Below are 13,134 nucleotides of genomic sequence, written 5' to 3' on the forward strand. Positions count from 1 at the left end.
TTACTCACATCTTTAGTGGGTGGTCATAGCCATTCACTTGAATAATTTGAGATTTTTTCATATCTTTATTGATGTCTGAGATTTGCATAGCGGTGAGTGTTCCACCCCAAACGCAGCCAGTATCTAGTCCTATGACATTATGCTGACGCAGCAAGCCTAGAGTGGACCAGTGGCCAAAGTAAATCAAGGTGTCTCGGGTTTTCCTTTTGGGAACTTTGAACCAGGGGATATAGCCTTTTGGACCACTCTCTAGACCTTCTTTGCTTTCAAACTCCATTTGCCCCCCTGGGGTGCAAAATCGCATTCTGGTTAGCGCATTAGTAATGACTCGAAGGCGCTCGTAGCCTTTAAGGGATCTACTCCATTTATTGGGCGTATTGCCATACATATTTCCCAGGAACTCTTTATAGGATTTGCTGCGTAAAGCCTTCTCCACTTCTTGCGCATATTCGATTGTTTGCTGTAAATCCCATTGCGGAAGAACGCCAGCATGTACGGCCAGTACTTTTCCATTGCTGAGTGCCATAGGGCGCTTGCGTACCCAATTGATGAGTTCTCTACGGTCTGGTGCCTTAAGAATGGACTCCACTGTATCAAGGCTTTTGGTTTTACGAATTCCGGCATCAATTGCTAGAAGGTGAAGATCGTGATTACCCAGAATGCATTCAGCCCGACCGGATTCTTGAAGTTTTTTGAGTTGACGCAAAGTCCCAAGTGAATCGGGGCCGCGATTGACTAAGTCCCCCAAAAAAATCATTTTCGAATGTTTGGGGAGCTTCTTAACGAGGGCTTTGAGTGAAGGTGCGCATCCTTGAATGTCACCAACAGCATAGATCTTGCTCATACCTTATCTTAAAGCGGATTGTTAAGTTATTAGTAGACTTAACCGACTTTTTTCACAACGCTATAACGCATCAAGGTTTTCTTACGTGCCTCATCATGGTCGACTAAGGGTAATGGGTAATCTCGCCCCAGTACGATGCCAGCAGCTTCAAGTTCAATATGACCTGATTTCCATGGGGCATGAATCGATTTCTTGGAAAGTTTCTCTAATTGCGGCAAGTAACGGCGTATAAATTTTCCTTCTGGATCAAACTTTTCTGATTGAGTAATGGGATTAAAGATCCGGAAATAGGGTTGTGCATCGCAGCCTGAGGAGGATGCCCACTGCCAGCCACCGTTATTGGATGAGAGCTCAAAGTCATTGAGATGCTCTGCAAAATAGGCTTCACCCCATCGCCAATCAATTCCTAAATCTTTTGTTAGAAAGCTCGCCACTACCATGCGCAGGCGATTGTGCATATAACCGCTTTGATTGAGTTGATGCATTGCTGCATCAACTAATGGGTAACCAGTTTTACCTTCGCACCAGGCTTTAAATAATTTTTTAGCATGAGTCCCTTCTTCCCAAGTAATATTGTCGTAGTCTGGTTTGAATGAAGCACCATCAGTCAGACGTGGGTGATTGGCCAGAATCATGAAATAAAAATCCCGCCAAATGAGCTCACTTAACCAAATGGTAGCGCCCATGCTGCCTGCCAACATTCTGCGATGAGCCTCGCGTACAAGGCCCCGTATAGAAAGCATGCCAAAGCGTAAATGAGTAGAGAGGTAGCTCACGCCCTTAATTGCTGGAAAATCTCTCCCCATTTGGTACTGATCAATTCGCGAGAGAAAGTCTTCCAAGAATGCCTGTCCGCCTTCAGATCCGGGTGGAAGATAAGTTTCAATACCGGTAGGGCAAAATCCCATGAATTCTAGGGAGGGGAGTGGCAAGTCTAATTTTTTAGAAATAGCAGCAATTTGCCCTGGCTTAGGGCTGCATTCATAAGAGGCAAGATCTTTTTCTTGAAGTGTTTTTAGCCAATTGTTTTTATAGGGTGTGAAGATAGAAAAAACAGTATTTGAATTGGTGAGAATTTCTTTTTTCTCAAAAATGACTTGGTCTTTAAAGCTTGCAAACTGAATATTTATTTTTTGTAATGAAGTTTTGATAATTTCATCTCGAGCGATGGCAGGGGGCTCATAGTCATGATTGGTCAATACAGCTTCAACACCTAATTCTTGAGCAATTTGAGGAATACATTCAGCTGGCTTAGCAAAGCGCACAATGAGGCCGCTACCCAATTGCCGAAGTTCATCATCAATTTGCTTTAGCCCTTGCCAGATGAAATCAACTCGACGGTCATGTTTCAAGCCTCTAGCATCGAGTTCACCTTGAATCAGAGGTTTGAGAATATCTGTATCAAAGATAAAAGTCAGCCAGACTTGCTTGCTTTCTTTTAAGGCGTGATGAAGCGCCGCATTGTCATGTAAGCGGAGGTCACGTCGGAGCCAAACAAGAGCTTTTTGCATAGCCCCTATATTAGGGGTAATTGGAAGAATTTGTTGAGGGGGCTTTAGCTAAAAGGGTTAAGATCTTGATTAATGATGGATACGATCTTTTTTATTCTTTCGAAGGTAGTGCAGTTCTGCATTGAGCCGCTGAATTGGGTAATTGTTTTTGTTTTTCTGAGCTTACTATTCCTATCTCTCAGAAAGCTCGACTTGTGTAAACGCTTCTTGATGCTAGCTTTACTGGAGCTCCTGATTGTGGGGTGGCTACCGACCTCTGAGTTAGGATTAAGAAGTCTTGAGGATGTCGTTCCTAAAACCTCTATAGCAAATATTACGGGCAATGATATTGGCGGCATCATCATTTTAGGGGGTGCGATTGAGGGTGGAGAAATTGCGCTTGATCGCGGAGAAATATCTATTGGCTCTGCTGCAGAACGTGTCACCAAAGCTTTTGAGCTCATTCGAAAGTATCCAGACCTACCTTTTATTTTCAGCGGTCACTCAGGTCGTATCAATCCAATAGGGCCTTCTGAGGCTGACGCATTCAAGCAATTAGTTGACGAGCAGGGATTAAGTGAAAAGATGGCTCACTACGAAAATCAGTCACGTAATACTTATGAGAACGTTCTTTATATGAAGCCCATGATTGAAGAATTCGGCCTAAAGAATGCGGCTGGAGCCTCAAAGCCTTGGCTACTGATTACCTCTGCTAGTCATATGTATCGATCGGTCAAGATATTTGAAAAACAAGGTATTGATGTCTTGCCTTTACCAGTGGATTACCAGACGGCAAATAGTATTCCATGGACGTCATTCACTCTGGGTGGAGGCGCTGCTAATTGGAATAACTTGCTGCATGAGCTAGTTGGCATTTTTGCCTACTGGGTTACCGGAAAAATCTAGATATTCGGTAAAATAGATCTATATGACTACGGCCAAAAAAGCCCCCCATGATTCAGACCCAGGGTCTTTAATTTCCTATTCTGCCGATCATTTAGCTAACCAGTTTCTCATCTCTATGCCGGGCATGGTAGACCCTAACTTTGCAAATTCTGTCATCTATTTGTTTGAGCATAACGAACGAGGTGCGATGGGTTTGGTAGTGAACAAACCCACTGAAGTTGATTTGGCAACTTTGTTTGACAAGATTGAACTTAAACTTGAAATCGCACCCTTGCTGGAGCAGCCTGTTTATTTCGGTGGCCCTGTTCAGGTAGAGCGTGGGTTCGTTCTCCATGAGTCCAACCCTCATCTTGCTTATAGCTCCTCCTTAATTATTCCGGGTGGACTTACGATGACCACATCCAAGGATGTGCTAGAGGCAGTAGCTATCGGCAATGGCCCCAGAAAATTTTTGATGACGCTTGGTTATGCGGGTTGGGGTGCTGGTCAATTAGAAGAAGAAATCACCTTGAATGGCTGGATGAACGTCCCTCTGTCACGTGAGCAAATGATGGAAATTATTTTTAATACACCATCGACTCAGCGCTATGAAAAAACCATGAGTCATCTCGGATTTAATTTGGCATCTCTTTCCGGTGAAGCGGGGCATGCCTAATATGACTAATGCTTCACTCACTGAGCCAATTACGGTAATGGCCTTTGATTATGGAACACGTAGAGTTGGTGTCGCAGTTGGAAATTCAATAACGCAAGCGGGGCAAGCATTAAAGATAATTGCTGCGCCTAATATTGATGCGCTCTTTCAAGAAATCCAGGCGCTTATAAAGGAGTGGCAACCCCAGCAGCTGGTGGTTGGACGCCCAGTGCATCCTGATGGGGCTGAGCACGAAATGACTGCTAAAGCGACCCGTTTTGGCAATCAATTGCACGGAAGACTCAATTTACCCGTTGTTTGGGTTGATGAGCGTTATTCATCCGCTATTTTGGAGAGTGACTCCAAGATGCGGGACAATCTAGATGCGCACTCTGCTGCTTTGATTTTGGAGCAGTATTTTTCGGAACGACCGCTGGCTTAAATTGAGAAGTGTTGGAAAACTAATGAACGCTGAACTGTTATACGGAAAATTACTCGAAGAGCTTCACAAAAGGTTGCAGCAAGGCCCTTTTGAACTTGCTGGCTTAGCAATGGGCGGCGCCTGGATTGCAGAACGCTTAGCTAAAGATTTGGGCTTACCTCACTATGGCGTAATTAATGTTGCTTTTCATCGCGATGACTATGCTGAAAAAGGAATGACCGCTCTGCGTACCGCTAGCACCATGACGACTCATTTGCCTTTTGATGTGAATGGTGCCAATATTATTTTAATTGATGATGTTTTGTTCACTGGTAGAACAGTTCGCGCAGCCTTAAATGAACTATTTGATTTTGGTCGTCCCGCACAAGTCGAATTAATGGTGCTTGCTGATCGCGGTAATCGTGAGCTTCCCGTTTGTGCAAGCTTTGTGGGTGAAAAAATCCACATCCCCGAAAAGCAAATCTTAGTTTTAGAAAAAGATGTTACCGGTAAATTTAGCTTTCAGCTTGAGGAGCGTGAATAATGGGCTCAGGGAGTAACTTAGCGAATCAATTTAACGCCGCTGGAGAACTCACCCACCTCTTGACCTTGGAGGGTTTGCCAAAAGAGCAGATCCTTCATGTTCTGGACACTGCTCAGCAGTTTGTAAGTATCACCGATCCATCAAGAGAGATAAAGAAGGTTCCTTTGTTGCGGGGTAAGAGTGTCTTTAACCTCTTCTTTGAAAATTCTACACGCACTAGAACGACTTTTGAGATTGCCGCTAAGCGTTTGTCAGCAGATGTTATTAACTTAGATATCTCTACCTCTTCTACTGCGAAGGGTGAGAGCCTACTTGACACAATTGATAACTTAGTTGCTATGCAGGCAGATATATTTGTAGTGCGCCACAGTGTTTCAAAAGCGCCAATCGAGATTGCCAATCATGTGCCGGCGCATGTTCATGTTGTGAATGCGGGTGACGGTAGCCATCAGCATCCAACCCAAGGTTTATTGGATATGTATACGATGCGTCACTTTAAGAAAAATTTTAAAGGCTTAAAGGTGGCTATTGTTGGGGATATTGTGCATAGCCGTGTCGCTAAATCGAATATACATGCTCTTACTTCGCTGGGTTGCGAAGATATCCGGGTTATAGGACCTGAGAGTTTACTGCCAAGCGATCTCAATATTTTGGGCGTAAGAGTCTTTCACAGTATGGAAGAGGGCTTGAAAGGCGTTGATGTGATTATGACTTTGCGCATTCAAAAAGAGCGCATGGAAGTAGGGCAGGTTCCTGAGGGCGACGCTTTTTTTAAGCAGTATGGTTTAACGCCATTACGTTTGGCACTTGCTAAATCTGATGCAATCGTCATGCATCCGGGCCCAATGAATCGTGGAGTAGAAATTGATTCGGCTGTGGCTGATGGGCCACAATCAGTCATTTTAAATCAAGTCACCTTTGGCATTGCAGTACGAATGGCTGTAATGTCGATAGTTGCTGGAAATTAGTTAAGTCATCTGGAATCGCTAGTGAGCATTGAAATTCCTGCGGTAACTGAAAAAAAGCGTTGGTTGATTTTGTCTCATGCTTTCAACATGGATGGGCGTGCTGCCAGTTTAACTATTACTGATAAGATTCCTTATTTTTTAGAAGCTGGCTTAGAGCCTATTGTCTTTAGCGCAATTACTGGGATTAAAGATCAACGCTTCCCCCATCATCAATTTATTGCTTGGGGACCATCTGGCTTTCGTTTTGATTTTCGGCATTGGATTGCTAATAAATATGGTCGTGGCTGGTTTTATAAGCTGACAACTAGAATAGTATCTATATTACTTGCTCCATTTATTGCGATTGAAAAGCTGTGTTTAGGCTACTCCAGTCAATGGTCATGGTCTCTACCAGCCTTTTTTCATGGTTACCGATTAATTCGTTCTGGCAAAGTAGACGTGGTATTTTCTGTTGGTAGCGCGTGGTCAGCACACTTAGCTGGTGTATGGCTAAAAAAGGCAACTGGAATTAAATTGATCTCGGAGGTGCATGATCCACTAGTGATTCGTAAAAATCCCAATGATCAGGGATTTGGAAAACCTAAAAATCGCGATGCTCGTTTTAGACATTATTTAGAAAATCAGCTTACCCGCTTCTCTGATAAAGTCTGGTGGTTTACTGATGGTGCTTTGCATTACGCCAAGGTACGCAACCCTAACCTCAATACTCCTAACAATGCTCATGGTTTTGTAGTAACCCCGGGCGCCCATCCTCCAGGGGGTCTCAGCAGGAATCAGGAGCATAAGTACGCCGACCAATTGAACCTGTCCCACTTTGGCTCATTGGCGAACGATCGCTCTTTATCAACCATCCTTAAGGCTCTAGTACCTTTATTTAAAAAATATCCTCAGGCGAGAAATCTGGTTCGAGTCCATGCTTATGGTGCACCCTTGGATTCATTATCAGTAGGAGCTATTGAGAAATTTGGTTTTAGTGATTTGCTATTGGCACATGGTCGCTTAGAAGTTGATCCTACGACTGGAAAATCAGGCCGTCAGCGTGTGGCAGAGAAAATGCAAGAAGCTGATATATTGATTTTGCTTCACGGTAATGATGAGTGGTGTGCCGAATATATCCCTTCTAAGTTTTATGACTATCTTTGGACGGGTAGGCCAATATGGGGAATTACCCATCGTAATCCACAACTAGATCAAATGTTGTTTGATCGTGGTTCATACTTAAGCGCCGAAGGAGATTTGAGGGGGATTTCAATTGCATTAGAGAAAATATGGTTGGATTGGCAGTCAAAACGCTTAATTCAACCTATTTGGAAGCCGATTGGTGTAGATCAAGCAGTTGGCGCTATCCTTAAGCATATTGCTCTATAAAAGGTTTTGTCTTGGAAAATATTGTTCTGTATTGCAAATCCTATCGCAAAGATTTTTTGCGTTTAAAGAGACTGCTAAAGTCTATATCCAAGTTCAACGTTGACCAAATCCAATTTTATATATCAACCCCCATGGTTGATAGAGATTTATTGGTAGAGGTGGTTGGCGATCGAGGTTATCAATGGATATCAGATGAGTCTATTATTCACTCCGGCACTGGCTTGCAACGTCATTTTATAGAGGATAAATCTGGCAATCTCACTCAACAGATTATTAAATCTGAGTTTTGGCGATTAGAATTATGTAAAAACTATGTTTGCTTGGATTCGGACTGCATTTTCCTTAAAGATTTTTATAAGTCAGATTTTTTGGCGGTTGATGGCAATCCATATACTGTGATTTATCAAAACAAAGAGTACTTTCAACTTGCAATTGATCGCGGATTTACTAAAATCCCCCTCCAGTTAACCGCCGAAGCTAGTAGGGTAAAAGATTTATTTCGACGTCAAGGGCCAAATTATTACTGTCCATGTCCGCCATTTATTTGGTCCGCAAAAGTATGGAAATCTTTGGATGAGTTTTATCTTAAGCCCAAGAATATTTCTTTTTGGGATATTTGTACTCCCACACAACCCGAGTCCTTGATTTATTTAGAGGCATTATTAAACTTTAAAGCAATTCCTCTATATCCAATTGAGCAACTATTCCGAATTTATTACTATGATTGGCACTACTACTTACTTCGAAGAATTGGAGAGTCACCAACTAAGATAAGGACTCATTATTTGGGCGTCATTTATCAGTCAAGCTGGGATTTTGCACTTGATTACGGCGGCAGCCAAAAATCGATTCCATCAAGAATTCTCAAGAAATTAAAAAGACTTGGACGTCTCCTGCAAAGCTTTTTCTAATGATAATTAACCCTCTAATTAGTGTTTTGATGCCAGCTTACAATTCTGAGCTTTATATTGCAGAAGCTATTGAAAGTATCCTGAATCAAACTTATCAAAATTTTGAATTGCTTATATATGATGATGGTTCGAGCGATAACACTCGAAAAATAATTGATGGATATCAAGACTCAAGAGTAATTAAAGTTTATTCAGATGCAAATTGTGGGGTTGTAGTTGCACGAAATTCACTGATTGAGCGGGCGAGCGGAAAATATATTGCACTAATGGATTCGGATGATATTTCAGATGCGTGGAGACTTCAAAAACAGTTTGATTTTCTGGAGAGTAATGCAATAGATGTATGTGGGTCATCACAATGGAATTTAAACCAATTAACTGGGAAATTAAAAGCATCTAAAGATAGTTTCTCAGATCCAGATTTGCGATCACTTCTAGTTGCATATTGCTCTATATGTAATTCAACAATTATGGGCAAATCCGAAATCTTTAAAGAATTCAAGTACTCTCTAGAAATGCCAATGGCAGAAGATTATTTTCTTTGGTGTCAGATTGCGGCCGCAGGGTATAAATTTGCTAATTTGAAAGATAAGCTATTGGTATACAGGCAGTATCCCGAGCAGAGTAGTTCTAGGTATGTCTCAAAGTTTAAGATTTCAACATTAAAAATTCAGAAGATTTATTTGGGACGCTTGGGTGTGCCTGATAAATTCAGGCCGAAAGCCATGCCTCTTGGAAAGAGACTTTATAGAGCATCACAATTACTAGCTTATCTAAATATAAAGTTCCCAGGTTTATCCATTTCAGCAGCTACTCAAATTTATACAAGATATCAAAAGAGAAGTGTGAGGTGGAGGAGTCCATTTCAAAAGCTAGAGAAATTTATAGTTGTCTGCTCAATTCAGTTTTATTTTCTACTGCGCAGGAAGGTGTTTTGATAGAAATTTACTAATCATGTCCTGATTTACTGGTAAAGAGTCTGAAAGTTCGAGCGTTTTCTCGGCGCCGCGGTAGGAGTGCCACATTCTAGGGACTAACTTTATTTGGCTTCCAAGCATTCCCGCAAGATGTGTCATTCCACTTTTGGATCCAATTAATATATCGGCATGCAGCAAGTGATGAAAAGTGCTATTAAAGCTATGGTCAATTAATTCAAAGATATCGCATGTATTATTAGGAAGGTGATCGGTAGTCCAATTAATAAAATTACCCTTCTCTGATAGGTATCGATTTTCTTTACCTTCGCTAAAAATATAAATTGCCACCCGTTTTTGGGAAAATTTTATGACTGTATCGATAATATCGAGGTACCATTTATCAGGTAGCATACGGTCGGATAGATCTGAGAATTGATTTCCAGGCAGCAGGTCTCCTCTTCTTATGTGAACAGCTACGTTAAGAGTTTTTTTGTCATATAGTAGCTGGATCGGATGAAAATTTCGGGCATTTCTATACGAATTTATGAACCAATGCTTGGTTGATTCATATTCATAATCGCCATAATCTCTATGAGCTAATTGAAAAGCAACATTATTTTGCTTTGCTTTTGAAATTAAATTGTCTAGAGCAGTATAAGCGACATCATCTATTTGATTATTTGACGGTATTGGAAGCTCTTCCGGATCTATTAGGATTAAGTTCAATTTCTTGTCTTTTATTTTTCTTTCTATTATGGCCCTATCCACTAATTGGAGCTGAAGTCCAAAAAGTTTATTTAGATCATCATCTAAATTATGTGTTGGGTATACTTTTTTACCAGTTAGTTTCCTATAAATTTTTTTAAAATAATTTGAGTCATTTGATGTATCTTTTTTATATAACTGTGAAGAAGAAAAGGCTAGACACAAGTTATTTCTAATGGAAATTTTAAGTGCTTGATTGATTAGACCCAGGGAGTGACCAATACCAGCATTCGGATTTACATAATCTATTAGATATCTTTGTTTCATAGATTGATATCCTGAAGTATGCAGCTTGTTATAGTTTCGACATAAGTATTGGTATCGAACAAAAGAGATTTTTTGCTTCCGAGAAAAGATCTAATGTTATCTTGGTAAATTTTGTATTGGTCCTCCGTGATTCCCAATAGAAATTTGTGCACTTGCTCGGTATTTTCAAAGTCTCTTCTATCTATAAAACAACCCTTAGGTATCCTTTCATTGATTGTGCTTGATCCCCAATATATTGGGACGCACCCACTAAAAAATGCATCAAATATTTTTTCGCTGATGTAGTCTGGTAGGTTGCTTACGTTTTCATAGCAGTAGGCAAATCTAGTATTTTTATATATTTCAGATTTGTCTGATACTTCTCCAATATAGCTAGGAAAAGGTTTATATCCATAAATTTGAGATGCTAATCTTTCAATGCGCCTTTTAATTCTGCCTAGCGGTCTACGAGATGGCGCTGGTTTATGCCAACCAAGCCCAAACAATGAAAAGAACTGGGGATGATTTTTTTCATACCATTTGATTACTTTCAGACGTTCTAAATAAAGGTCATTGCTAATATTTTCTCTTAGTCCCTTATTTGCATTAATAATGCACGAAAAAATTTTTCTTTCAGAAAACCCTAAAAATTTCATTTTTGAAGAATTTTGTAGTACTTGATTTGGAATCATAACTAATGTTGTATTTTCTAAATCCATTAAGTCTCGGTTCCAGGTGAAGACTCGAGTAAATTGTTTCAAGTAGCTTTTATCTAGATTCTTGGGGCAAATATGAGGATTTTCAGTTGCTATTAAATAGTTCAGTTTTGTTTGGTCTATTTCAACGTTCTGTCCATCGTGATACAAATTAAACTCAATATTTCGGGAATGATTAAAATCGGGGTTGTTCAATTCAATGCCATAGGTTAGAAATGCTGCCCTAAGCGCCCGATTTGTATAGGTTGGATTGTATGTATGATGTTTATCAACAAGATCGAATGAAGCATTGTTTAATCTGTCTGGATGGTAATAATTTGCATATTTCATAGGCACTATTTATTGCAATTTAATTAATCTCTATTTAAAAGTAATAGTTATGATAATGGTAACCGGCGGCGCAGGTTTTATAGGTAGTAATTTTGTTCTTGAATGGATATCAAGCTCGAGCGCGGAAAGCGTTATCAATCTTGATAAATTAACCTATGCAGGAAATTTAGGTACATTAGAATATGTGCAAAACGATATGCGCCATTTATTTATTCATGGCGATATTGGTGATAAGGCCTTAGTCACAAGGCTTCTCAGAGAGAATAAGCCTCGAGCTATTATTAACTTTGCTGCTGAAAGTCATGTAGATAGATCGATATGCGACCCTAATGAATTTATTCAAACTAATATTGTTGGTACCTTTAATTTATTGGAATGCGCTCGAGAGTATTGGGTTTCCTTAAACGAGCCCGAAAAGAATCGGTTTCGTTTTCTTCATATCTCAACCGATGAAGTCTATGGAGCTCTATCTTTATCAGACCCAGCTTTTAGTGAGGTTAATCCATACATGCCAAATAGTCCATATTCAGCCTCTAAAGCAGCCTCTGACCATTTGGTTCGCGCTTGGTTTCATACATATCAACTTCCAGTCATTACTACTCATTGTTCAAATAATTATGGACCTTATCAATTTCCAGAAAAGTTAATACCTCTAGTGATTTTGAATGCATTGAATAGTAAGCCTATACCTATTTATGGCGATGGTCAGCAAATTCGAGATTGGCTGTATGTGGGGGATCACTGTGCAGCAATTCGCAAAGTACTTGAGAAGGGTAAACTTGGAGAAATTTATAACATTGGCGGCTGGAATGAAAAAGCCAATATAGAGGTTGCCAATATTATTTGCGAAATTTTAGATGAGCTAAGTCCACGTTCTGATATGCATTCCTATAAAGAGCAGATTGCATTTGTGAGCGATCGCCCTGGGCATGATCTGCGTTATGCCATAGATGCTAGCAAGATTGAGAAGGAGCTGGGTTGGCGCCCTGTAGAAACATTTGATACTGGAATTCGTAATACAGTCCATTGGTATTTGGATAATCCCCAATGGGTAGAGGGTGTGGTGAATGGATCCTATCGCGAGTGGCTTTAAAAGCAATATAAAACCCAATGAATATTTTAGTTTTTGGAAAAGATGGTCAGATAGGAAGAGCTTTTCAGGGGCAGCTCAAGCATTCTTTATTTCAAAAGGGTAACTCCATTTATTTTGTTGGCCGAAGCGAATGTGATCTTAGTGTTAAAAATGAAATTACTAATTTATTAAACGACTTTAAGCCAAGGTTGATTATTAATGCAGCTGCTTATACTGCGGTTGACATGGCGGAGTCTGAGTCAGGATTGGCATTATCCATTAATGCGACCGCACCGGAAGTGATGGCTCAATATGCCTCACTTCATGGCACAGCACTTATTCATTTTTCTACTGATTATGTATTTGATGGATCTAAACAGGGTTCATATATAGAAGCGGATAAAACCAACCCTCTAGGCGTCTATGGAAAATCCAAAGAAAAAGGTGAGAAGGCAATTGCAGCCACTTTTGCTAAAAATTCAGTCGGCCAATATGCAATTTTTAGAACAAGCTGGGTTTATGGCGATGGCAGTAATTTCATTCATACTATTTTGCGCTTAGCAAAAGAACGCTCAATACTTCGAATTATCCATGATCAATATGGGGTCCCCACTGGTGCCTCTTGGTTGGCGGAATTGGCTTGCAATTTAGCACTTAAGGATGGTCAACTTAGACAATTTATTTCTGGCATTTATCATGCAGTCCCTCGTGGGGTAACGAATTGGTATGGCGTAGCCTGTCTAGCGCTGCAGTCAGCCATTGATGCTGGAGTTATTCTTCAGGCGACTCCTGCATCTATTCAGCCGATCCTCGCAACAGAGTACCCCTTGCCAGCCCTTAGGCCAATGAATTCTCGTTTATCTACGAATAAGCTTCAAATTGAGCTTGAGCGCCTAGATCTTGTGTCAAAATTACCCCATTGGAATACGCCGTGGGATGAGCAAGTAACCGCTTACGTCAAGCAATTATCAAAAAATTGACGTTTTGCTGCATCCTGGTGCA

General features: G+C 40.5%; 14 protein-coding genes. 10 read left to right on the plus strand and 4 right to left on the minus strand.

The genetic code is table 11. The annotated features are described in order from the left end of the window. Positions 1 to 4: 4 nt before the first annotated feature. Together ICN35_RS08320 and ICN35_RS08325 are read right to left on the minus strand one after the other, a co-directional pair. Positions 5 to 844, minus strand: coding sequence for a symmetrical bis(5'-nucleosyl)-tetraphosphatase (locus tag ICN35_RS08320; RefSeq protein WP_216126439.1), 840 nt, complete (start codon positions 842 to 844; stop codon positions 5 to 7). Between the two features lie 38 nt (positions 845 to 882). Continuing rightward, complete coding sequence (locus ICN35_RS08325; RefSeq protein WP_216126442.1) at positions 883 to 2,355, minus strand: deoxyribodipyrimidine photo-lyase; 1,473 nt, start codon at positions 2,353 to 2,355, stop codon at positions 883 to 885. A 72-nt stretch (positions 2,356 to 2,427) separates the two neighbouring features. On the opposite strand from ICN35_RS08325, the gene ICN35_RS08330 reads away from it, so the two are divergent. From ICN35_RS08330 to ICN35_RS08365, 8 genes are all read left to right on the plus strand, one after another. Next, entirely contained in the window at positions 2,428 to 3,240 is an 813-nt protein-coding gene (locus ICN35_RS08330) for a YdcF family protein (RefSeq protein ID WP_255535769.1), read from the plus strand. A gap of 115 nt (positions 3,241 to 3,355) precedes the next feature. Continuing rightward, a complete protein-coding gene (locus tag ICN35_RS08335) occupies positions 3,356 to 3,895 on the plus strand; it encodes a YqgE/AlgH family protein (protein WP_255535779.1) in 540 nt (179 codons plus the stop codon). Beyond that, on the plus strand, positions 3,888 to 4,316 hold the full coding sequence (gene ruvX / locus ICN35_RS08340; protein WP_370625674.1) for a Holliday junction resolvase RuvX: 429 nt from the start codon (positions 3,888 to 3,890) through the stop codon (positions 4,314 to 4,316). Before ICN35_RS08335 ends, ruvX begins: the two co-directional genes overlap by 8 nt. A gap of 22 nt (positions 4,317 to 4,338) precedes the next feature. Continuing rightward, positions 4,339 to 4,839 (plus strand): bifunctional pyr operon transcriptional regulator/uracil phosphoribosyltransferase PyrR, encoded by a 501-nt coding sequence (pyrR, locus tag ICN35_RS08345; protein ID WP_216126447.1) that lies wholly within the window; start codon positions 4,339 to 4,341, stop codon positions 4,837 to 4,839. Beyond that, a complete protein-coding gene (locus ICN35_RS08350; protein ID WP_216126451.1) occupies positions 4,839 to 5,807 on the plus strand; it encodes an aspartate carbamoyltransferase catalytic subunit in 969 nt (322 codons plus the stop codon). The genes pyrR and ICN35_RS08350 overlap by 1 nt, the downstream gene beginning before the upstream one ends. A gap of 21 nt (positions 5,808 to 5,828) precedes the next feature. Beyond that, complete coding sequence (locus ICN35_RS08355; RefSeq protein WP_370625675.1) at positions 5,829 to 7,175, plus strand: hypothetical protein; 1,347 nt, start codon at positions 5,829 to 5,831, stop codon at positions 7,173 to 7,175. An 11-nt stretch (positions 7,176 to 7,186) separates the two neighbouring features. Further along, on the plus strand, positions 7,187 to 8,086 hold the full coding sequence (locus ICN35_RS08360) for a DUF6492 family protein (protein WP_216126454.1): 900 nt from the start codon (positions 7,187 to 7,189) through the stop codon (positions 8,084 to 8,086). Continuing rightward, complete coding sequence (locus tag ICN35_RS08365; protein WP_216126457.1) at positions 8,086 to 9,024, plus strand: glycosyltransferase; 939 nt, start codon at positions 8,086 to 8,088, stop codon at positions 9,022 to 9,024. The genes ICN35_RS08360 and ICN35_RS08365 overlap by 1 nt, the downstream gene beginning before the upstream one ends. Here ICN35_RS08365 and ICN35_RS08370 read toward each other — a convergent pair. Then, positions 9,001 to 10,035, minus strand: a complete 1,035-nt coding sequence (locus ICN35_RS08370) for a hypothetical protein (protein ID WP_216126460.1) — start codon at positions 10,033 to 10,035, stop codon at positions 9,001 to 9,003. The genes ICN35_RS08365 and ICN35_RS08370 overlap by 24 nt on opposite strands. After that, complete coding sequence (locus ICN35_RS08375; RefSeq protein ID WP_216126463.1) at positions 10,032 to 11,060, minus strand: glycosyltransferase family 10 domain-containing protein; 1,029 nt, start codon at positions 11,058 to 11,060, stop codon at positions 10,032 to 10,034. The genes ICN35_RS08370 and ICN35_RS08375 overlap by 4 nt, the downstream gene beginning before the upstream one ends. Positions 11,061 to 11,109: 49 nt before the next feature. Between ICN35_RS08375 and rfbB the strand changes: the two genes are divergently transcribed. After that, entirely contained in the window at positions 11,110 to 12,153 is a 1,044-nt protein-coding gene (rfbB, locus tag ICN35_RS08380) for a dTDP-glucose 4,6-dehydratase (protein ID WP_216126466.1), read from the plus strand. Positions 12,154 to 12,170: 17 nt separating this feature from the next. Continuing rightward, a complete protein-coding gene (gene rfbD / locus ICN35_RS08385; RefSeq protein WP_216126469.1) occupies positions 12,171 to 13,112 on the plus strand; it encodes a dTDP-4-dehydrorhamnose reductase in 942 nt (313 codons plus the stop codon). Positions 13,113 to 13,134 lie beyond the last annotated feature (22 nt).

This window comes from Polynucleobacter sp. es-GGE-1, assembly GCF_018882005.1.
In the GTDB taxonomy this organism is placed as follows: Bacteria; Pseudomonadota; Gammaproteobacteria; order Burkholderiales; family Burkholderiaceae; genus Polynucleobacter.